Source organism: Pseudomonas sp. FP2335 (genome assembly GCF_030687535.1).
Taxonomy (GTDB): Bacteria; Pseudomonadota; Gammaproteobacteria; order Pseudomonadales; family Pseudomonadaceae; genus Aquipseudomonas.
In genome coordinates, this window is the sequence record NZ_CP117437.1 from 2724357 (window position 1) to 2746192 (window position 21836).

Here is a 21836-nt window from a genome sequence, read left to right on the forward strand (position 1 = left end):
TGGCAGAACGCGGTGTTTGGATGCAGGGCTGCTGCGCAGCCCCGCGCGGGGTACAAGCGGGTGTTTAGAACACCACGCCTTGGCTGCGCAGGTAGTCGTCGTAGGTGCCGCTGAAGTCGATCACGCCGGTGGCGCTCAACTCGATGATGCGGGTAGCCAGGGACGATACAAACTCACGGTCGTGGCTGACGAAGATCAGCGTGCCCGGGTAGTTTTCCAGCGCCAGGTTCAATGCTTCGATGGATTCCATGTCCAAGTGGTTGGTCGGTTCGTCCATGATCAGCACGTTCGGCTTTTGCAGGATCAGCTTGCCGAAAAGCATGCGGCCTTGCTCACCACCGGAAATCACCTTCACCGACTTCTGGATCTCGTCGTTGGAGAACAGCATGCGACCGAGGGTGCCACGGATCATCTGCTCGCCCTGCGTCCACTGGCCCATCCAGTCGAACAGGGTGACGTCGTCTTCGAAGTCATGCGCGTGGTCCTGGGCGTAGTAGCCCAGTTCCGCCGCGTCGGTCCACTTGATGCTACCGGCGTCCGGGGTCAGTTCGTTGACCAGGGTGCGCAGCAGGGTGGTCTTGCCGATACCGTTCGGGCCGATGATCGCCACGCGCTCGCCGGCTTCGACCTGGAAGCTGAAGTCCTTGAACAGCGGCTTGCCGTCGAAGCCTTTGGCCATTTTTTCGACCATGACTGCCTGGCGGTGCAGCTTCTTGTTCTGCTCGAAACGGATGAACGGGCTCACCCGGCTCGAAGGCTTGACCTCGGCCAGCTGGATCTTGTCGATCGCCTTGGCGCGGGAAGTGGCCTGCTTGGCTTTCGAGGCGTTGGCCGAGAAGCGGCTGACGAAGGATTGCAGTTCGGAGATCTGCGCCTTCTTCTTGGCGTTGTCCGACAGCAGCTGCTCGCGGGACTGGGTCGCCACGGTCATGTACTCGTCGTAGTTGCCCGGGAACAGGCGCAGCTCGCCGTAGTCCAGGTCAGCCATGTGGGTGCACACGCTGTTCAGGAAGTGACGGTCGTGAGAGATGATGATCATCAGGCTCGAACGCTGGGTCAGGATGTTCTCCAGCCAGCGGATGGTGTTGATGTCCAAGTGGTTGGTCGGTTCGTCGAGCAACAGCACTTCAGGATCGGAGAACAGCGCCTGGGCCAGCAACACGCGCAGTTTCCAGCCTGGCGACACTTCGCTCATCGGGCCGAAGTGCTGTTCCAGCGGAATACCCAGGCCCAGCAGCAACTCGCCGGCACGGGATTCGGCCGTGTAGCCGTCCATCTCGGCGAACTCGGTTTCCAGCTCGGCCACGGCCATGCCGTCTTCTTCGCTCATTTCCGGCAGAGAGTAGATACGATCACGCTCGGCCTTGACCTTCCACAGTTCCTCGTGGCCCATGATCACGGTGTCGAGCACAGTGAATTCTTCGTAGGCGAACTGGTCCTGGCGCAACTTACCCAGGCGCACATTCGGCTCCAGCATGACCTGACCGCCGGACGGATCCAGGTCACCACCGAGGATTTTCATGAAGGTCGACTTGCCGCAACCGTTGGCACCGATCAAACCATAACGGTTGCCAGCGCCGAACTTGACCGAGACATTCTCGAAGAGCGGCTTGGCGCCGAACTGCATGGTGATGTTAGCTGTGGAGATCAATTACTTTACCTATCAATGGGTTGCGAGCGTGGCGGCAGGAGCCTTCAGGCATGCGTCAACAGCGACATCAAGGCGCGAAACCCGGTCGCTGAACAGAAAATTTGGATGTGTGTTGGAATTTGGCGCGCATTGTCGCATATGTCAGGCGACAGTTGTATGGCGCGTTCTTTGGTGGATGGAGACGTGGGCCGTCCTTTGCTCTTCGTCTACCGCATTGTCACCACGCAAGGAGGCTCAATTCCTTCTTTTAGTACTCTCCGTGATAGCCTTTAAAAAATGATTTGGAGGGATCCATGAGAAAAACGATCGTCCCGCTTTTATTGGCCATTCTCGGGTTTGGGACAGCTGATTATGGATGGTGCGACCAGCATGACAGGGACAACGTCGCCAAAACGTCGTCCCTGGTGTCCAGGCATCTGCTTGCTTTTGAACAGGAGCCGAGAGTTGACCTGTCGAGCTATTTGGCGCGCGGTGAGGAGACTGAGAAGGAACTGGCGGCGGATCTGCTTGAGATGCAATCTGCCGATTGGTCGGGCGCCGAGGCGAAAAGAGATGCGGCAATAGAGTTCACATCCCATGCCTTGAACGTAATACGCACGTACACGCGCTTTCGTATGGCGAATTTGCGGGTCGGTATGACTGAGCGGCGACTGCTAGAAGAGCAGCGCGCTCTAGCCCAAGAGACAGATCCGAAGCACAAGGGCCTGGTATCTGAACGCCTGCAAGCCTACAAGGATAAGTACGTGCAAGAGCAACGCGAGTATTACCATCAAGCGGCTGCTCTGGGTATGCACAGTGAGATGCTGTTAAGGGCAAATGACGGGGTTAACGTTGCATTCGGTGAAGGTAACGGGCTGGATGTAACGACTCAGGAATTCATGAAACGGCTTTTCTAGCCTTGCTTCTGTGCACCTTGAATAAATCCACTCAGGCGCTAAATGATCGATACCTCAAGCGCGAGTTGGTTCTCGTAGAATTTTGATAGCAAAGATGGACGTAGGTGCTATCACCGAAGAGTAGGGAAACGCCTTGATTGTGTTAAAGGCTTGTCTTACCTAGGCCCAAGGCATTTCCCAATAGTTATCAGGAAACTGTCCAGATCGCAGTCAGGGAAATAAACGAAAATACAACCCCAACAACCAGAGAAACCTGGATCACTGTTATAGACGAAGAAACTAAATTTTCTCTGTAAAACCGCTTGATCTTCGGGGCACTCACTCCGAGCTTTTTAAAATACTCTGCCTCAGCTCTCAGTCCCGAAAATACTAAAAAAATCGATATTAACAGAGCGATTTTGAAGGAAATTATAAGCCCTACTGCATACATGTGACGTCCCTATACTCCATTTTTCCATCCCCTTCCACCGTGAGGATCGTGGCATTATGGTATCGTCACATTTCACTATGTACAACCGCGTCTTGGTTGGTCGCGCTGCTGATTGGCTGCTCCTTTGGTCCTGGTGAGCTTCTAAACAAAGACGCAAACCAGCCCGCTGTGGGCGGTGTAGGGCATGAAAAAGTCAGGCCGCCTTGAACTAAATTGAGGCGTTAGCCGCAGCTGCATTTGATGTTCACCTACGGTGGATACAGTCGCGATGAATCAGTCCATGAAAGAACCCCTTCTGACTGGACGAAGCCTACTCGAGAAGAGATTGGGACGATCTTCCAAAAAAACCAGATTCAAGGATGTAGTAGATGCGTAATACCTGGTTGCTGCTGTTTTCTTCGTCGATCGCCCTTGCGGGTTGTGGCGCAATTCCCTCTGTTCCCTATGTCGATCCAGCTCAGGCTGAGAATACGGCCCGAGTCCGTGTGATCACCAATTCCAGTGTGTTTGGCGATAGCGTGACGGGTAGTTGCGCCCCGGGTACTCGCCACAAAATGGCTGAAGCTGGCCGTTTCTCCGAGGACGGACAGCCGAGCATTAACTACCCTCAGTACCCACTTAAACCGGCCATTCTTGGCATGCCGGGAAGGGTTTCTCCCAAGCTTCAGCAGTATATCGGGGCTGTTCGGATGGCCGAGGGCTTGTACACCGAGATGGTGGCTGAGTATCGCGTTAAAACAGATACACCCTTTCAGATCGCGACATTGGGGGCGTCGGCCGGCAGCTACGGCAGCACTTATGCTATGTGCCCAGGCCAGGCCAAAGTATTCAATCTGGAGCCCGGAAAAGACTATGAGGTGTTGGTCGGATTCGGCCGCGCGCCAAACGCGGATGGAAATGTGGTGCTTGTATGTATGTTTGGCGTAGTCGAGCTTGCCTCTGTCCCTAACTTACCGTTTGCATTGCCGAAACGGCTTGCAGGTTCGGAGTCGCCACAGACGCTGTGCAAGGGTTAAGTAGCACGGTGCATATTTTTTACCTTTCTACCCGCTGTTTGCGGGCCCAGCGTTTATCCATAAGGAGCTGTGAATGTCGGTTGTAGGGATTTGTAGGCTGTCACTGTCTTGGGCAGGTATTTGCTTCGCGGCGAGTGCTTTTGCAAGCGAGAGTTTAGAACTGCATCGAACCGCTATAACCACTATTGCGATGGAGCAGGTTTGCCAAAACGCCAACCCTGGGATGAATGTGAGCCTCGAAAACGCTTTCGCCAATGACACTTGGGAGGTTGAAACGAAAGCAGAAGTCAGAAGAATACAAGCAGAACCTGCATATAAACCCGAAGTTGCCGAGATGGTAAAAAAACTCAGCGCTCCACCTTTTCAGGTGCTTCAGAAGGAATTGTGCGGCGTTTACGTCGCCAAATAAGAGGGTTGCGCCTAATTGCATCTCGCTGCAATCGTTTTGAGGGATGCAATCGCCCGCCAAGCCGTGTGTTTATCGCCCAATCGCCCAGCGTCGCAATAGCCGGGCAGCAATTTCAGGGTAAGACCATGTGCCTAAGCGGAATGGCTCCGGGTTATTTGTCCCGCCTTCACCTCATCCGCATACCCGGCGAGCTTTGCCTGCTGAGCCGCGAGCAGGGCACACAGCTTCATCAAGGCGATTGCTTGATCGGGGGATCTGTCGATCCCCGCGCTGGCGGTCAGCGCGTTCACCGACCAGGCGATGACCGCCGCCGCATCTTCAAGGTCGTAGAAGAGTTCCTGTTGGGCGGTCCTGGGGCCGTCGAGCTTTTCCATCAGATCTGCCATTTACCCATGCTCCCCATAGAAATGATTCGGCGGTATCAACTCAACCACACCTACGAAAACGTACAGCACAAAGCGCTGGTTTCGCCATGAGTTCATTGGATTATCCAGTGCCGATGGCAGTAGCCAAACGTGTAGGTAGCCTACAGGACAACGTCGACGATCCTGGTGGGATTTTTGACTTCAGGCAACAGTGACACGCCGTACCGAAGCCCCCCTCACCAACGTCTCCGGCATCGCTACGCCCAACAGCCCCAGCGCCACCGTCGCCACACCCGCCAACGTCAGGAACGCCGCATTGTACCCAGCCTGTTGCACGACAAAACCGGCCAGGCTGCTGCTCAGCGCCGCGCCCAGGCCAAATGCGGTGGACAGGGCGCCCAGGCTGACGTTGAAGCGGCCGGTGCCCTGAGTCAGGTCTTTGACGATGACCGGGAACAGGGCGCCGAAGATGCCTGCACCGACGCCATCAAGCAGCTGGACCGCCACCAGCCAGTAGGGATCGTTGGACAAGGTGTAAAGCACACCGCGTACCGGCAGGATCATGAAGCCGGCCAGCAGCAACGGTTTGCGCCCCCACACATCGGCCTTTATGCCCACTAGCCAGGCCACCGGCACCATCACCAGTTGTGCGGCAACGATGCAGGCGGAGGTCAGCGGTGTGGCCAGGTGCAGGTTGATTTGCGCGAGCTTTTGGCTGACCAGCGGCAGCATCGCAGCGTTGGCCAAGTGGAACAGTGCGCAGCAGATGGCGAACACCAGCAGCGGGCGGTTTGCCAGCAGCACGCGCAGGCCGGACGGTTGGGTGTGGTCGCGGCTGTGGGTGGGGTCGAAACCGCGGGCGACGTCGTGGTCGATGGCGCTGGCCGACACGCAGCTGATCGCCACCACGCTGGCCAGGGCCATGAAGGCCATCAGGTAAAACACCACCACCGGGCCGTACAAGTACGCCAGGCCACCGGCCAGCAGTGCGGCGGTGGCGTTGCCGGCGTGGTTGAAGGTTTCGTTGCGGCCGGTGCGGCGGGTGAAGGCGCGTGGTCCGGTGATGCCCAGGGAAATCGCAGAAATGGCCGGGGCGAACACCGAGGCGGCGACGGCACTGGCCGCTTGGGTCAAGGCCACCAGGCTGAACGAGCTGACGAAAGGCAGCAGCAGGCAACTGAGGGTGACCAGGATGGCGGCGATGGCGATCACGGCCCGCTTGCTGTGGGTGCGGTCGATCAGTGCTCCGGCCGGGCCTTGGGTAAGCAGTGCAGCGATGCCGGCCAGGGTCATGACGACACCAATACTGGCGGGGTCCCATTTGTGTAACGCCAGCAGGTAAATCGCCAGGTAGGGGCCAAGGCCGTCACGCACGTCCGCGAGGAAGAAGTTGAGGCTGTCGAGGGACAGGGTGTTGCGCAGGTCTGAATGTCGGGCCACGGCGGGTTCTTCGGGGGCGGCGTTCAACGGCTGAACACGCATTGCGTTAATGACCTGCGGGCTTTGGGATTAGTTTCGCGGCGTCATCAGGGTTTTATTCCCGACGCGCTTGGCTTACTTTCTGTACCCGCGAATACAACTCCCTGGAGAAGCAATGGACATGCCCTCGGCCCAGCAGGCCATCACCAGCAACAAGCACGCCTGGGACCAGTCGGCGCAGTTGCACAAAGACACCGATAATTGGAAGAGCTTGCTGCGCGCGGTCGCCGACCCGAATTTCTCGCGGCTGGACCCGACCATCACCGCCTTGCTGCGAGACGTCGGTGTAGACGGTAAAGACGTGGTGCAGTTGTGCTGTAACAACGGCCGCGAATGCCTGTCGTTGTTCAGCCTGGGCGCGCGTTCGGTGGTGGGTGTGGATCAATCCCGGGCCTTTTTGCAGCAGGCAGGGGAGCTGGCACAGGTCTCGCCCCATAGCCCCGAGTTTATCGAGGCCGATGTCTATCAATTGCCCGAGCGTCTGCACGAACGGTTCGACGTGGCCTTGGTGACCATTGGGGTACTGGGCTGGATGCCGGATGTGGCGCTGTTCATGCGTCATGTCGCCAGTACCCTGAAGCCCGGCGGCACGCTGGTGATGTATGAAACCCACCCGTTCCTGGAAGTGTTTGACCCACGCGCAGACAATCCGCAGTTGCCCGCCAGCTCGTATTTCCAGCGCGATCCTTTCGTGTTGCAGGAGTCCATCGTCTATGAAGGGCTGGGTGAGACGGCCGGGCCTACGTCCTATTGGTTTGTGCACACCTTGGGCAGTCTGATCACCGCGGCAATTGGGGCGGGCCTGCAGATTGGTCATTTGCAGGAGTACCCGCATTCCAACCGCGAGGAACTCTATGACCAATATGAGCACCAGCTCGCGCAGTTGCCGTTGTGTTTTACCCTGACGGCAAGCAAGCGCTGAGCATTGGCGCTCAGGCTCTGCGCACGAAGGTACGCATGGTTTGCCCCGGCCCTGTGCTGAATACCGTCGGCCGGGGCATATGTTCATCTGCTGCAATAAACACAAACTCATCCGCTTCAAGGCGATAGCTGGCGGGCAACTGCTTGCCAGCGTCTTCGCCGATGGCATCGATCCAGGTAATGCTTTTGGGGACAGCGGCGCTGTCCAGGAAAAACCGCCCAGCCAGCAATACTTCGCCGTCGACGGTAGTCACTTCGAATCGATCATCGGTAATGGTGGTCACGGCGCCTGGAGCGCTGTGGGCATCGACCGGGTTGAGCACGCCACTGTCTTCCAGCGCGGTCTGTTCCCAGATGCCTTGTAGGGCCTGGAAGTCTGGGTCGGCAGTAAATGTCATACAAATTCCTTTTTGTTGTTGGACTGGTCGCGAGTCGTTAGGGGGGCTTCACTTTACTCCGTTAACTTGAGTTCACAAGGTTGTAGGAATGGTCTGCTTTTATTCCGCTGGCCGAGATTTTTCCTTTTTTGCCAATGGATTAGCGTTATTTTCTGGCCCTCGGGCAGTGTCCGCCACGCAACCGTCTATGCTTTCGTCAGTAACAGAGGACGCCTTGTGTGTCCTTGACGTTGCCCCCTGTTTATTCCGTCGTTATTCAGGTCTGTGTAGTTGGGCACTGAGTAACAATTTTTCGGGGCATATCAACGTTGAAAAATACTCATCCGTTACGCCAGCATCCCGCTTCTGACGAAATCGACCTGTTTGACCTGCTTCAAGCGATCTGGAAGCAGAAAACATGGGTGGCTGGCTGTGCACTTGTCGCCGGGCTGCTGGGCGCCATTTACGCGTTTATGTCGCCGCAGGTGTATCAGGTCAGCAGTGTGCTGAGGCCGGTAGCCATCAATGAGTTGGATGCGCTCAACCGTTCCGATGTGTACAAGCTGTCACCGGCGGATGCGTTGGCCAAAGTGGCGGTGCAGCTGGATTCCTACGAAACCCGTTTGGCTTTCTTCAGGGCGAACCCCACGTTGCTTGCAGCCGATGAGCGCTCTGGATACAGCCAGGCCCAAAGCGCTGAGGCATTCAATCTGATGTTGTTTGATTCCAAAGGCAGCGACGCGGGCAACGCGTCCCTGCGGGTGGAGATGCAGTACCCAAAAGGCGTCGATGGTGTGGCGATCCTCAACGGTTTTATCGACTATGCGATTGCTCGCCAGCGGGATCAGGTTGGCGCCGACTTGACGGTGATCGTCAACAATCGTCTGGCGGAACTCAAGGGCAAGATCGATAACGCGCGTAAAGATTACGCGCGGGAAAAAGCGGCAAAAATCGCCCAATTACTGGAAAACGACAGCATCAAACGCGCCCAGCTACAGGACGAACTCGATGCGTTGCGCTTGGCGCTGCGAGTGCAGCGCACCCAACGTTTGGCGCAGTTGAGTGAAGCGATTGCGATTGCCAGGTCCGCCGGAATAAAAACGCCCTCGGCAGTGGGCACACCCCAAGCATCACCTACGCAGGTCACGAACCAGGCGTCAGCGCTCTACTTGATGGGCACTCAAGCACTGGAGGCCGAGCGTGCCGCGTTGCAGCAGCGCACCGGCGACGACTTCACCAGTGAGCGCGTCGCCGAAATCGGCAAGGAGCTGCGTCTGCTGGAGGCGAATCGAGAAGTCGATGCGCTCAAGGCACGTGGCGATGACGACATGTTCATCCAGAATGTGGAATGGCCCAGGGCCGAAATCGCACGGCTGCGCGGCCTCAATATTGATATGAACGGGCTGAAACTGGTGACAATCGACCGCCCGGCCCAGGAACCGCTGAGCCCGATCAAACCGCGCAAGGCGCTTATCATCGTCGTGAGCCTGTCGGCTGGGCTGATGCTCGGGATGTTGCTGGCCCTGATCCGCCATCTCTTCCAGATGCGGGGGGAACGCACACCCTCTACACATTAAGTGGACAGCTTTTCACAATTCTTAGTTAACCTTTGGTTACAAGTTGTGGCTAAATATCTGCCAATGGCGACGTCGCGCTGAGTCATTCAACCGTGCGCGTCGCCGGTCTGTGAATTGTGATTTCAGTTGCTGCTTATTAAACCTCGGCCGTCGTGGGCACGCAGGAGCAGCCTGTTTTCTTCTGACGTGTGACGGATTCCCGTGAAACTCATCATTGTTGGCCTCTACGTTGCTTGCATCGCGTATGTACACCTGCGTGGCCGGGTGCGCCACAAACTGGGTCGCCAACTGAGCGATCACTCTACGTTCCTGGCACCGATCAACTGCTTTCTCTACCTGTTTTCCAAGCTGCCGAGCCGGCCGTACCTGTCGCCCAGCGACTTTCCGGACCTGAGCCCCTTGCAGGAGCACTGGCAGGAAATTCGTGAAGAAGGCCAGAACCTGATGCGCGCCGGGGCGATCAAGCGCTCGGACCAATACAACGACGTGGGTTTCAATTCGTTCTTCAAGTCGGGCTGGAAGCGTTTCTACCTCAAGTGGTACGGCGACAGTCATCCCTCGGCCATGAAGCTGTGCCCGCGCACCACGGAGTTGGTGAAAGGCATCGGCTCGATCAAAGCGGCGATGTTCGCCGAGTTGCCGCCGGGCTCGAGGCTGGTGCGGCACCGCGACCCCTACGCCGGGTCCTACCGCTACCACTTGGGCCTGGATACGCCGAATGATCCCGGTTGCTACATCAATGTGGATGGCGAACAGTATTTTTGGCGTGACGGCGAAGCGGTGATGTTTGACGAGACATATATCCACTACGCCGAAAACACCACCCAGCAGAACCGACTCATTCTGTTCTGCGACATCGAACGGCCAATGAAATACCGCTGGGCGAGCGCATTCAACCGCTGGTTCAGCCGCAACGTGATGGCGGCCGCAGGTTCGCCGAATGACGCTGGCGACAAGACTGGCGGGCTGAACCGAGCGTTTACGCGGCTGTACAAGATTCGTCTGCGTGGCAAACAACTGAAGAAGCGCAACCGCACGCGTTATTACCTGGAAAAGTGGGCGATTTTTGCGGCATTGGCGATGATCTTCGTGCTGATCTGAGTCTGGCGCAGACAGATCGTGTTACACCTGATGAGAAACAATTTAGTTACCAAAGCCGAACCCTGGGCGTAGCGTGCTATCGAAAGCACGTACTACTCGCCCTTGAGAGGCTTTGTCATGAACAGTTGTGTACGTCATCTGGCCGCGCTGGCGGTGGGCCTGGCCCTGACCTCACTGGCCCAGGCCCAAAACCTGCCCGGCAACAACGACGCCAACAACGGCCCGATCCACCGGGCCAACCCCAACAGCATGCAGGGCACCCAGCCCAATGCGCCGGCCATTCGCGGCCCCCGGACTGGCCCGACCCCACCTGCACCGACCCTTGAAAACGGCGGCATCGGTAATCGTTACCCCACGCGTAATACCGCCCCCAGCCGTCCGGCCACCGAAACCAAAGCCCCCACTTACGATGCCAACGGCAATCGCCGGTAAGGACTCGCCATATGTTTTTACGTAAAACGCTGCTCGCCGTCCTCTGCACCAGCACGCTGCTGCCTCTGGCCACTGCTTACGCCGCCGATGGCCAGCAGTTCCCCAGTGAGCAAGGCAGCATCACCGCCACGCCGATCGCCAAGGGCCTGGACCACCCTTGGGCGGTAGCGTTTCTGCCGGACAAGCAAGGCTTTCTGGTGACTGAACGCCCCGGCCATCTGCGGCTGGTCAGCCCGGACGGCAAGCTCTCTGCACCGCTGAGCGGTGTGCCGCAGGTCTGGGCCAAAGGGCAGGGCGGTCTGCTCGATGTGGTGTTGTCGCCGGACTTCAAGCAGGACCGCATGGTGTATCTGTCCTACGCCGAAGGTGGCGGGCAGGGCGGCACCGCCGGTACGGCGGTCGGGCGCGGACGATTGGCCGACGACTTGAGCGGGCTGAAGGATTTCAAGGTGATCCTGCGCCAGGAGCCCAAGCTGTCCACCGGCAACCACTTCGGCTCGCGCCTGGCATTCGACCGCGACGGCTATCTGTTTGTGACGCTGGGCGAAAACAACGACCGGCCGACCGCCCAGGACCTCGACAAGCTGCAAGGCAAGGTGGTGCGTATTTACCCGGACGGCCGCGTGCCGGATGACAACCCGTTCGTGGGGCAGGCCGGCGTGAGGCCTGAGATCTGGTCCTACGGCCAGCGCAACCCGCAAGGCCTGGCACTCAACCCATGGAGTGGGACGATCTGGGAAAACGAACACGGGCCGCGTGGCGGGGATGAAATCAACATCATCGAACGTGGCAAGAACTATGGCTGGCCGCTGGCAACCCACGGCATCAATTATTCCCTGACGCCGATTCCGGAAGCCAAGGGCAAGACGGCGGAAGGCACGGTGGCGCCTCACCATGTGTGGGAAAAGTCACCGGGCATCAGTGGCATGGCGTTTTATGACGCTGACCGCTTCAAGCCTTGGCAGCACAACGCATTCATTGGTGCATTGGCCAGCCAGGAATTGATCCGCTTGCAGTTCGAAGGGGACAAGGTGGTGCATGAAGAGCGCCTGCTGGGCGGCTTGAAAGCGCGGATTCGCGATGTGCGGCAAGGGCCGGATGGCTACTTGTATGTGCTGACGGATGAAGATGACGGCGTGTTGTATCGGGTCGGATTGAATCAGGACTGATGGTACTGACACCACGTGGTCAAAAACGGCGGGAGGGGGGCACGTCCCCTCCCGCCGTTTGATCCTGCGCAGGCTTACAAGCCGAGGTCCGACAGCCCTGGATGATCATCCGGTCGCCGACCCAACGGCCAGTGGAACTTGCGCTCGCTCTCCTTGATCGGCAGGTCGTTGATACAGGCAAACCGATTGGCCATCAGACCGTTTTCGTCGAACTCCCAGTTCTCATTGCCGTAGGAGCGGAACCAGTTGCCGGAGTCGTCATGCCACTCATAGGCATAACGCACGGCGATGCGGTTATCGGTAAATGCCCACAGCTCCTTGATCAGGCGGTAGTCCAACTCCTTGGCCCATTTGCGGCTGAGGAAACCCTTGGCTTCTTCACGGCCGTGAGCAAATTCGGCGCGGTTGCGCCAGCGTGTGTCCAGCGTGTAGGCCAGGGACACCCGTTGCGGGTCGCGGGAGTTCCAGCCGTCTTCGGCCAGGCGAACTTTCTCGACCGCCGACTCGAGGGTGAACGGCGGCAACGGCGGGCGTGTTTCGGTGTTAGATGACATCGGGCAGCTCCTGTAAACAATAAGGTTCTATCGAAAGTTGCCAGGCAAGTGCGTTCACAGTCCCAATAACGTTCGCGCCATGCATTGCGCTTTATCGGCAGCTGTTGAATCACCCATCACCAGGGCAACGGTAATGGCGCCATCGATCAGGATCAGCAGTTGCGCGGCCTGCTGCGGTGGGTCGGCGGTGCCATGTGCTTGACACAGTTCAAGTGCGTACTCGAACAGTTTCTGTTTATGCGCCTTGGCCAGCAGGCGTACCGGGTCTTGTGGGTCGCCGGTTTCGCCACTGGTGTTGATGAAGGCGCAGCCACGGAAGTCGGCTGAGCCGAACCACGCCTTCAGCGCCGTGAACAGCGCCAGCAGGCGTTCGCCACTGCCCTCGCTGCGCGCCACTTCAGTGCGCAGCCACTGCATCCAACGCGCGTCGCGCCGTTGCAGGGCGGCAATCACCAATTCGTCCTTGTTGGCGAAATAGCGGTAAATACTTTTTCTCGATACGCCGGCGGTTTTCACCAGTAAGTCCATGCCGGTGGCAGCGATGCCATGGCGGTAGATCAACTTTTCAGTGACGTCGAGAATAATGTCGCGGGTTTCACTATAGGTCATATCGTTCATGTTGCAGACAGTAGAACGATCGTTCTTCATGGTCAATTAAATTTTTTCCATGCGCCGCAGCAAGACCTGAGCACCCCCATGGTGTAAGCTCGGGGCCTCTTCGGATTCGACCCATTGCGAGCCTTATGCCGTCGTTCTTCAAACGTTCCCTGTTGCCTAAACTGCGCGGTTTCCCACTGTCCACCGATGCCATCGAGGTGCTGTCCGGCGCCGATGCCTATCGCCGCTGCCTGTTGGAGAAAATTCCCCAGGCGACGCGCCGCATCTACATCGTCGCGCTGTATCTGCAGCAGGACGAAGCCGGGCAGGAAATCTACGACGCCCTGCATGCCGCCAAGGCCGCAAGGCCCGAGTTGGACATCGTGGTGGTAGTCGACTGGCTGCGCGCCCAGCGTGGGTTGATCGGTGCCGGCAAACAGCCCGGCAACAGCGCCTGGTACCAGGCGATGACCCAATCCCATGCCAGTGAAGTGCCGGTGTATGGCGTGCCGGTGCAGACCCGCGAACTGTTCGGCGTGCTGCACCTCAAGGGCTTTGTGATCGACGACACGGTGCTGTACAGCGGCGCCAGCTTGAACAACGTTTACCTGCACAAGTTCGACAAGTATCGCTTCGACCGCTATCACCTGATTCACAGCCAGCCGCTGGCCGATTCCATGCAACACCTGATCGAGCACGGTCTGGTGGCGTCCAAAGCGGTGCATCGCCTCGACCTGCCGAACCCGCCGACCACCCGCAGCCTGCGCAACGACATCGGCGATTTGCGCAGCCGCCTCAAACACGCGGCCTACGACACCACCTGCGGGCAGTTGCCCAACGGTCATCTGTCGGTCAGCCCCTTGCTGGGGGTGGGCAAGAACAACCCGTTGAGCCGGGTGATCCTGGAGCTCATCGCCAGCGCCCAGCACCAGCTGACGATCTGCACGCCGTATTTCAACCTGCCGTTGCCGGTGACCCGCGAGATCAACCGTGCCCTGGCGCGTGGCGTGAAGATCGACATCGTTGTCGGCGACAAGACCGCCAACGACTTCTACATCCCGCCCAGCGAACCGTTCAAGGTGATCGCGGCATTGCCGTACCTGTACGAAATCAGCCTGCGCCGCTTCGCCAAGCGTCACCAGCCGATGATCGACAGCGGCCAGTTGAACCTGCACCTGTGGCGTGATGGCGACAACACCTACCACCTCAAGGGCATGTGGGTTGACCAGCGCTATACGTTGCTGACCGGCAACAACCTCAACCCGCGGGCGTTTCGGCTGGACCTGGAAAACGCCTTGCTGATCGATGACCCGCAAGGCCAGTGGCTGGAGCCACGGCGTACCGAGCTGGCGCAGATTTTCCAGCACACCACGCGCATCGACGGTTACGCGCAGTTGCAGACCCTGGTGGACTACCCGGCGGCGGTGGGCAAGTTTCTGCGGCGGGTCAGTCGGGTGCGGATCGAACGGTTGCTGTACCGGATTCTGTAGCGACACAACCCGAAACCACTCCCAGGGCCGAACGGGCCCTGGCAGCACGTGCATTGCGAAAACACTACATGCGGTCTTGAGGTGGCTTTGTAGGATTTCTTTGGACGGTTCTAAGGGACGAGAACTTTCGCGACCTCAACCGTGAAGAGAAATCCCGATGCCGACATTCCCGCTCGATTATTCGTCTGTGCGCGCAGTTGTTTCGGTTCCGAACAACGCCTTTGCGACCTCCCTTGAGCCCCCAGCCCTACAAGGGCGATCAGGGCAAACCGAAACGCCGCTGCCGGGTCGTGCTCCGCGCACAAGCAGCCAGCAACTGAAGCTCGTCATCCTTGAGCAGGCCTCTGGGCGCAGAAAGCGTGAGGTGACGACAAGGCCGAGCAGGGCTTTTCCAACGGATGAGCGTGCAAGGGCTGCCGACAGCAGCTTGCAAGACACGTTGGCGCGTTGGCTGGTCACCGGCAAACTCAACGCCAACCCCATTCCTCCCGATGCTTCGATCAAGCCCTTCACCGACGCTTTTGGCGAAGCCCTGCGTGAGCCAAAGGTGCAGGCCTGGTTCGCGTCCAAGGGCCTGGATGTGTCCACCGTGCGCATCTTCAACGATGGGGTCGACGGTGAGGTGAATATCAACGGCAAAAAAGTCAGGCAACGGTTCACCACGACTGACGGCTCTGGCTGGTGGGAGGTTGGCGCGAAGGTCACCGAGGCCGTCAACAGATTGTGCCCTGACTATGCCGGGGTGCTGATGCCGGATGCAAAAACCGGTGATTTTCGCGATGTCCGCGTGATACTTGGCTTCTATGGGGTGAATGCGCCCTCTCGACCGGCGGACGCGGCACAGTTGGGCAAGGCCCTGGAAGATAACGGCTGGCCACCCATTACTGACGACAAGCGGGCTCACTGGCGCGAACAATTCTCGCAGCTTTTGCAGAAAAACAGCGACCGCGATACGCGCCCAGCGCTGGCGTCCCAACTGCAGGCGCTGATCAACGCTAAAGCCGAGGGCGATCAGCTCAACCTGACTGATAAGCCTGTGCTGATCGACCCCGAATCGACGCTGGCAAAAATCAGCCAGGCGCCGCGCGAGCAGTTTTTGCAATGGCTGGCGACCCCGACATTCCAGGCGTTTATCCAGAAAATCGGGCTAGGCGGCGACGATAACGTTTACCGGATCTCGAACGGGCAACTGCAACTGCGTGGCGACAACCTGCAATGGCAGTCATTACAGGCCTATCTGGACGATGAGATCGGTAAGGTCCAGGCGAACGGCAACACCCAGGAAAAAGCGGCCATTGGCACGCTGCGCACTGAGTTTGATCAACTGGTTGAAAAGAGCCAGGCGACCGGCAACGCGTTGTGCTCCCAGCCCACCTACGATGCGCGTCAGTACCTGGCGTTTTCTAAGCTCGGGACGCCCACGACAGTCGGGCAAGTGAAGTCCGTCATCGACTGGCTCGGCAGCACGTTGCCGCCTTCGCCCATAGGCGCTGATTACGCCGGCTTGACGCCCTATACCTGGGGCCCTGGAGCGTTATCGCCAACGGATCTGGCCACATTAAGGGCCCAGGCCGCCGGGCCTGGTTCGGTGCATAGCCTACTGCGCAACCACGCGTTCCCGTCAGGCATGCCCGACGACGACCACCTGAAACTTCAACATTTCTTCGACTCGTCACAGGCCAAAACAAAAGCCCAGGCCCTGGCTCGGCTGCTGAACATGGCCGAGGTGGCCGAGGGGCGGGCGCTTTCACGGGCAACCCGGCATCAGCTCCTGGCAACCGCGATCAAGACCGGCATCACGGCAGATGTACCCGGTAAGCCGGGCGTAGTGGCGGGCCACCAGATCTATCGCGCCAGTAATCTCGGTCGTACGCTGGAGGAGGAGCGCCGAGACATTGAACGGCACTTGATCGGCAAAGGCGCGGACGCGATCACTGCGCCGCTGATTGCCCACCTGTTTTTGGCGCAGGCTGCCCCCGAGTTCCTGCTCAAGCCCGACCCTCAAGTGCCGGCGCAAGCGCCTGCAGCACTGAAGCTGTCGCCCGGGCAAGTGAGCATCGGTTCAACGTCCTGGCTCAACCTGCGACTTGCCTGTGCCCTGTCGGAAAAACTGGGCGGCCCAGGCAGTTCGCGGGCATTGAACATTACCCAGGCCCATGCCCTTGCTCGGCTCAATCCGGTGGTAGATGAACAGGAGCAATTGATCAAAAGCCTTGGCGCGCAACCGGTGCTGGATTGGGCCGTGATGACTGGCGTGATTCCCAAGCGTACCGATGGACATTACTCGTCAGAGGACTACCGAGCGGCCACGCAAGCGTTTGTCGACCGAGAGGTGGGCATTGGCAAGGCATTCGAAACCTTGACGAGGGATACGCCCAATCAGACAAACCTGCTGATCAAACAACTGGCGCTACTGTTTCCCGAGATGACAGAGGAGGAGATCCGCGATTTCAGATTGCAGCCTATGGACACTGCAGCGCGGGGCCATACGGGTGTGTCTGGGCCGCTTTTAACCGACGTGATCCTTTATGAACAAGCTCCGCCGGAGCTTTTACACGTTCTTGTGCCCCCCCTGATAAAAGTGTTGAACAACCTCAAGGATTACGCGTTTGTTCATCCGAAGATTTCCTGGGAAACCTATTCCGAGCGCATCAAGCAGCTGCCGAACATTGCCTCATTGGTCGAACCCGCTGTGGACAAGCATTTGGCCGATGCCCGTAGCGCTCACGCAACGGTAATCAGGCAGATGATCGCCAACGCGCCGTTGGATGTGCGGCGAATCCTGGAGGTTGCCGACATCCAGGTATTCAGTCTGCGTGAAGCCACGGGCAAAACCCTGCTGGACGATCAATACGAACCTGAGGGTGTGGCCGAAAAAATCGGCAGGCAGGGGGTGTTGATTCGCTACGACACGAAAGCGACGAGCCCTACGGGTGGGTATTTAGAGTTTTTCCCGGGGTCAATGAAGATCATCAGGCGCGACGATCTGCGCGACAGCCTCAAGGTCTATGGCGGGCAAGTGAAAGAGAGAACGGTAGCGCGCAGGCGCGAGTCCTTTCGTGACGGCCTGCCGGAGTCGTTTGATTTTCAGGCCTATAAAAGCGGGGGGGACCCGCGTCCCAACGTAAAGTCGAACGTCATTATCGAAAAAGCAGGTGCTGCATTGCCGGGCCTGGGCCTGGAAAACTGGCCCGCGCCGGGTGCCGATTATGTACCGAACAGTTGGGCATCGGACAAAACCACTGCGATCGCCAACGCGATACTCGATGTCACCTTTGATCAGAAGCGCACGCAACTGATCGACTATGCCAACCAGCCCACCACGTATCACAAAATACGTAACTACCCCTTCAGTTCGAGCGCGGTTTTTTCCAACCTGAACGTGAGGACGGTGTTGAGCATGATCCCGTTTGTCGGAGCGATTGCCGATATCGCCGAAGGGAAGGTCGGGGCTGGCATCAAGGGCTTGCTGCTCGACTTCGGCTCGTTCGCCGTGACAGGCGGGGTGGCTGGGGCCAAAGCATTCTTCAAGGGCTTGAAAGTCGTTGTACCGTACGGCGGTCGTGGGTTTGCCATGCGCGGGCTCAAGGGGGCGCCGACATTGGTGCGTAGCGTGTTCAACCCGCTCGACAGCTCGATTGACGTCATGAAGACCGCCCAGCGTGCGTTGGCCGGTGAGTTTGTGACTGCTGGTGAAGGCTTTTATATGGGGGCCACTGCCTTTGAGCGATGCCGGTGGGGACTTGGGGTGTACGACACGTTGCGTGTCACCCCCGCGGCCAGCGCCACTTACCCTGGAAGCCGCCTGGGTGTGAGCCAGCAGTGCAGGTTATACGCGGTGCAGCAGGGCGTCGCGTGGTATGCGATTGACCCGCTCACCCATAAGCCAACCGGAGCCCCGCTGACTGACTTCAAGCCCGACGCCAGCACCAGTTAAGCACCAGCGCCCGCGGGTTGTGCATTCCACCGCTTGAATGCACAGCCCAGGGACGTCTTGTCAGTTAAGGCCCAGCTTGCCACGCAATGTGGACAGGTCTTCCGCCAGGGTGTTGACCGGACCCACCAGGGCTTTGCGGTCGTTTTCCTTCACTTTGTCGTAGGTCTCGAAACCGCCGTCCTTGGTTGTGTATTTGGCGAGGATCTTGTCGACCGTGGCGAAGTTCTTGTCGACCTTGGCCAGGAAGGCCTTGTCTTGTTTCTCGATCTGGCCACGGAACAGATCGACGATTTTCTTCGCACCATCGATGTTGCCCTGGAAGTCGTACAGGTCGGTATGGCTGTAGCGATCTTCTTCACCGGAGATCTTGGTCGCGGCGACTTCTTCCAGCAACGCGGCGGCGCCGCCAACGACTTTCTCTGGTGGAAAGGTCAGGCCGTCGACGCGGGTCTTGAGGTCGTTGACGTCGGCGTTGAGCTTGGCAGTCAACGCCTCCAGGCCCTTGGTCGAATTTTGCGAGAACAACGCGTATTCGATGCGGTGGAAACCAGTGAAGTCTTCAGCGGTTACACCTTTCTCATGGTCATCCACCCGCGAGTCGATGGACGCATCGAGGTCGCTGAACAGCTCGGCAATCGGCTCGATGGACTCATAGTGCACACGGGTCGGTGCGTAGAGCTTTTTGGCGGTGGCCAGGTCGCCTTTGTTGATCGCGTCGGTGAAGGCCTGGGTCTGGGTCACCAGCTCACCGATTTCTTCGGTGACGTAGATCTTGTAGTCCGACACCGGGCCTACCAGGTCCAGCGGCGCCGTGGCGGCGAAGGCGGCCAGGGGCGAAAGGGTCATTAGCAACGACAACGCGAGAGTCGACTTCTTCATGGGACGGTTTCCGCTGTGGGGTTGGTTTCAGGTGTTGGCAGTGGTGTGAGGGTGCGTGGCGGCGAGCAGCGTGCGCCCAAGGAAATCCTCTGGCCCGGTGACGCCCGGCAAGGTGAAGAAATACCCGCCGCCGACCGGCTTGAGGTACTCCTCCAGGGGCTCGCCGTTGAGCCGGGTTTGCACGCTGATAAAGCCTTTCTCCAGGTCAGCCTGGTAGCAGATGAACAACAGCCCCATGTCCAGCTGACCGTTTTTATTGACGCCGTTGGAATAGTTGAACGGCCGGCGCAGGATCAGGTTGGCCTGGGTCTGCGGGGTACGAGGGTTGGCCAGGCGGATGTGGGCATCGAGCTTGGTCAACTTGCCCTCGGGGTCCTTGCTGTAGTCGGGCACCTGGCTTTCCTGTTTACCGTCCATGGGCGCGCCGGTGGTCTTGACGCGGCCGATGATGCTCTCCTGTTCTTGCAGGGGCGTGCGGTCCCAGCGCTCGACGAAGTTGCGGATGATGCGCACCGCCTGATAGCTGCCGTGGGCGGCCCAGGCCGGTTCGTTGCTATGGGGCTGGACCCAGACGATCTGGTCCATGGCCTTGTCATCGTTGGAATTGGGGTTGGCCGAGCCGTCGCGAAAGCCGAGGAAATTACGCGCACTCTGCGCCGGTTCCCCGGGTTTGCTCGGTGCCTGGGGCGGCACGCTGCCTTCCTGTTTCCAGCGCACCAGCAGCAGGTCCGGCAGGTTTTTCACAATGTCGCGCAGGGCGTGGATGTTGGTGTCAGGGGTGTTGGAGCAAAATTGCAGGCTCAGGTCGCCGTGGCACTGCGCCGGTTCCAGCGCATCGTTGGGGAAACCGACCATACGGCTCAAGCGCTTGGGTTTGGCCGCTGTGAGGCCGAAGCGCTCATCAAACAACGACTCGCCGACCGACACCGTGATCGTCAAGTTATCCGGGGTGACCACCGGGCCGAGAATGCCGGAATCGGTAGGCGGCAGTTTCGGGTCGACTTGCGTCACGGCGCCGCCGGTCATCAGGAAGGCGATACGTTCGTTCAACGTGCGGAACAAGCGCTCCAGATCGTCGCGGTCGCTGGCCAGTACGTCGAACGCCACGAGCATGCCGCAGGCCGGACGCGGGGTGACGATGCCGGTTTGGTGCTTGCCGAAAAAGTCGTGATGGTCCTGGGTCTTGTCGCTGCGCGGCGCGGTGGTGACTTGCTCGGCGGCGGCCATGGCCGGGCAGCTCAGGCTGCTGCCGGCAATGGCGACGCCGGTGGCGGCCATGCCCAGCAGGACACGGCGGCGTTGGAGGTTGGTGTGTGCTGAATCACTCATGTGTGCGGTCGTCTTCACTGCAGGCCGGAAAGGCCAAGGGCGGGATCGATTCCATCGAGTGCGGCGGCCAGAGCCTTGGCCTTGTCGGCGATCTGCTTGCGCTGATCGGCGGTCACGCTGTCATACGAGATGTAACGGTTGTTGGTTTTGAACCCGGCGAGCTCGCTGTCGAAGGCGGCGAGGGCGCTGTCGATCTTGGGCAACAGGTCGGCGGCGGATTTGCTCAGCAGTGGGCGCATCAGTTCGACCACTTTGTGTGCAGCGTCCAGGTTGGCGGCAAAGCCAGTCAGGTCGATGTGGCTGTAGCGCTCTTCTTCCCCGCTGAGGGCACGCACATCCGCCAGGCTGTTGAGGTTGCGCACCACGATGCCCACCAATTGCTCCGGTGGCAGGGACTGGGCCAGCAACTGTTGCTTGAGGGTGATGACGTCGTTGAACAGACGTTGGGCAATCGGCGCCAGGCCATCCAGGCTGCGCTGCTGGAACAGGCTGTATTCAATACGATGGAAGCCACTGAAGGCCGGGTCTTGCTCGCGGCTCTCAAAGTAATCGGCACGCGCATTGATTGCGTTGTCCAACTGCGCCAGGCGTTGGGACGCTGGCGCCAGTCGCTGGTAAGCCTCGCGGGCTGGGACGTAGAGCGACTGGGCTTGGGCCAGATCGCCGGCGTCGATGGCCTGTTGCAAGGCGCTTACGGCCTTGATCAAGGCGCCGCCCTGGCTGCTCAGGTATACCCGGAATTCCGACAGCGGGCCGATGAACGCCACCATCGACGGCTTGGCCTTGGCCTGGGCGTCGGACTCAGCCGTTGGCGTGACGTGCAAGGTGCCGCGCGGGTTGCTCAGCAGGCCGCAGGTGATGGCGTAGTCGCCGGGCAGCAGGTTGGCGTTGATCACCTGGCTCAGACCGGGGGCGATGTTTTCCCGTTCTTCGATCACCAGCACTCCGTCGAGGATTTCCCACTCCACTGCGCGGTCGGAGCGGTTGATGATGCGAAAACTCGCACGCCCGGCCGGTACCGTCAGTGCATTCGGCTCGCAGGCGTGGCCATGAATGGTCACGGCAATTTCATTGTGATTGGTCTGGCGCTTGCTCGCGGCCAATTGTGACGCGTAGTAGAACAGGCCACCGGCGGCGATCATCACGACCACCGAGCCCGCCACGGCCCAGCGCAGGGCGCGGGGTGGCAGAGCCGGTTGAGGGGTTGGGCTGGACAAGAGGTGGTCC

General features: G+C 59.1%; 19 protein-coding genes. 10 read left to right on the plus strand and 9 right to left on the minus strand.

Features of this window, described 5'->3' with window-relative positions:
• Window positions 1–64 precede the first annotated feature (64 nt).
• Window positions 65–1651, minus strand: coding sequence for an ABC-F family ATPase (locus PSH81_RS12090; RefSeq protein ID WP_028616043.1), 1587 nt, complete (start codon window positions 1649–1651; stop codon window positions 65–67).
• Window positions 1652–1944: 293 nt separating this feature from the next.
• On the opposite strand from PSH81_RS12090, the gene PSH81_RS12095 reads away from it, so the two are divergent.
• The 3 genes from PSH81_RS12095 to PSH81_RS12105 all read left to right on the plus strand — a co-directional run bounded on the left by PSH81_RS12095 (window position 1945) and on the right by PSH81_RS12105 (window position 4402).
• A complete protein-coding gene (locus PSH81_RS12095; protein WP_305392605.1) occupies window positions 1945–2547 on the plus strand; it encodes a hypothetical protein in 603 nt (200 codons plus the stop codon).
• A 798-nt stretch (window positions 2548–3345) separates the two neighbouring features.
• The gene (locus PSH81_RS12100) at window positions 3346–3993 is read left to right on the plus strand and encodes a hypothetical protein (protein ID WP_305392606.1); all 648 of its coding nucleotides are present in this window, start codon (window positions 3346–3348) and stop codon (window positions 3991–3993) included.
• Window positions 3994–4066: 73 nt separating this feature from the next.
• Window positions 4067–4402: a hypothetical protein gene (locus PSH81_RS12105; protein WP_305392607.1), complete on the plus strand. Its 336-nt coding sequence runs from the start codon at window positions 4067–4069 to the stop codon at window positions 4400–4402.
• A 131-nt stretch (window positions 4403–4533) separates the two neighbouring features.
• Here the strand turns inward: PSH81_RS12105 and PSH81_RS12110 are convergent, their stop codons facing one another.
• Entirely contained in the window at window positions 4534–4788 is a 255-nt protein-coding gene (locus tag PSH81_RS12110) for a hypothetical protein (protein WP_305392608.1), read from the minus strand.
• A 180-nt stretch (window positions 4789–4968) separates the two neighbouring features.
• Window positions 4969–6207, minus strand: a complete 1239-nt coding sequence (locus PSH81_RS12115) for an MFS transporter (protein ID WP_305392769.1) — start codon at window positions 6205–6207, stop codon at window positions 4969–4971.
• Window positions 6208–6361: 154 nt separating this feature from the next.
• On the opposite strand from PSH81_RS12115, the gene PSH81_RS12120 reads away from it, so the two are divergent.
• Window positions 6362–7168: a bifunctional 2-polyprenyl-6-hydroxyphenol methylase/3-demethylubiquinol 3-O-methyltransferase UbiG gene (locus PSH81_RS12120; RefSeq protein ID WP_305392609.1), complete on the plus strand. Its 807-nt coding sequence runs from the start codon at window positions 6362–6364 to the stop codon at window positions 7166–7168.
• 10 nt (window positions 7169–7178) lie between these two features.
• Here the strand turns inward: PSH81_RS12120 and PSH81_RS12125 are convergent, their stop codons facing one another.
• Window positions 7179–7565 carry a TIGR03067 domain-containing protein gene (locus tag PSH81_RS12125; protein ID WP_192301181.1) on the minus strand — a complete coding sequence of 129 codons (387 nt, stop codon included), beginning with the start codon at window positions 7563–7565 and terminating at the stop codon, window positions 7179–7181.
• A 308-nt stretch (window positions 7566–7873) separates the two neighbouring features.
• Between PSH81_RS12125 and PSH81_RS12130 the strand changes: the two genes are divergently transcribed.
• The 4 genes from PSH81_RS12130 to PSH81_RS12145 all read left to right on the plus strand — a co-directional run bounded on the left by PSH81_RS12130 (window position 7874) and on the right by PSH81_RS12145 (window position 11823).
• A complete protein-coding gene (locus tag PSH81_RS12130; protein WP_370694893.1) occupies window positions 7874–9121 on the plus strand; it encodes a Wzz/FepE/Etk N-terminal domain-containing protein in 1248 nt (415 codons plus the stop codon).
• A 201-nt stretch (window positions 9122–9322) separates the two neighbouring features.
• Window positions 9323–10222, plus strand: coding sequence for a lipid A hydroxylase LpxO (gene lpxO, locus PSH81_RS12135; protein ID WP_192301179.1), 900 nt, complete (start codon window positions 9323–9325; stop codon window positions 10220–10222).
• A gap of 117 nt (window positions 10223–10339) precedes the next feature.
• Window positions 10340–10654 (plus strand): hypothetical protein, encoded by a 315-nt coding sequence (locus PSH81_RS12140; RefSeq protein WP_226457004.1) that lies wholly within the window; start codon window positions 10340–10342, stop codon window positions 10652–10654.
• An 11-nt stretch (window positions 10655–10665) separates the two neighbouring features.
• Entirely contained in the window at window positions 10666–11823 is a 1158-nt protein-coding gene (locus PSH81_RS12145) for a PQQ-dependent sugar dehydrogenase (RefSeq protein WP_192301177.1), read from the plus strand.
• 74 nt (window positions 11824–11897) lie between these two features.
• On the opposite strand, the gene PSH81_RS12150 is transcribed toward PSH81_RS12145, so the two are convergent.
• Complete coding sequence (locus PSH81_RS12150; RefSeq protein WP_226457005.1) at window positions 11898–12377, minus strand: nuclear transport factor 2 family protein; 480 nt, start codon at window positions 12375–12377, stop codon at window positions 11898–11900.
• Between the two features lie 54 nt (window positions 12378–12431).
• Window positions 12432–12995, minus strand: coding sequence for a TetR/AcrR family transcriptional regulator (locus PSH81_RS12155; RefSeq protein WP_226457006.1), 564 nt, complete (start codon window positions 12993–12995; stop codon window positions 12432–12434).
• 125 nt (window positions 12996–13120) lie between these two features.
• Between PSH81_RS12155 and pssA the strand changes: the two genes are divergently transcribed.
• Complete coding sequence (gene pssA / locus PSH81_RS12160) at window positions 13121–14464, plus strand: CDP-diacylglycerol--serine O-phosphatidyltransferase (RefSeq protein ID WP_226457007.1); 1344 nt, start codon at window positions 13121–13123, stop codon at window positions 14462–14464.
• A 157-nt stretch (window positions 14465–14621) separates the two neighbouring features.
• Complete coding sequence (locus PSH81_RS12165) at window positions 14622–18401, plus strand: hypothetical protein (protein ID WP_305392610.1); 3780 nt, start codon at window positions 14622–14624, stop codon at window positions 18399–18401.
• A 60-nt stretch (window positions 18402–18461) separates the two neighbouring features.
• Here PSH81_RS12165 and efeO (PSH81_RS12170) read toward each other — a convergent pair whose 3' ends face one another.
• From efeO (PSH81_RS12170) to efeO (PSH81_RS12180), 3 genes are read right to left on the minus strand one after another with little or no spacing between them, the layout of a single operon-like run.
• Window positions 18462–19280: an iron uptake system protein EfeO gene (gene efeO / locus PSH81_RS12170; RefSeq protein WP_192301172.1), complete on the minus strand. Its 819-nt coding sequence runs from the start codon at window positions 19278–19280 to the stop codon at window positions 18462–18464.
• A gap of 27 nt (window positions 19281–19307) precedes the next feature.
• On the minus strand, window positions 19308–20627 hold the full coding sequence (efeB, locus tag PSH81_RS12175) for an iron uptake transporter deferrochelatase/peroxidase subunit (RefSeq protein ID WP_370694894.1): 1320 nt from the start codon (window positions 20625–20627) through the stop codon (window positions 19308–19310).
• Window positions 20624–21826: an iron uptake system protein EfeO gene (efeO, locus tag PSH81_RS12180; RefSeq protein ID WP_305392611.1), complete on the minus strand. Its 1203-nt coding sequence runs from the start codon at window positions 21824–21826 to the stop codon at window positions 20624–20626. Before efeO (PSH81_RS12180) ends, efeB begins: the two co-directional genes overlap by 4 nt.
• Between the last annotated feature and the right edge of the window lie 10 nt (window positions 21827–21836).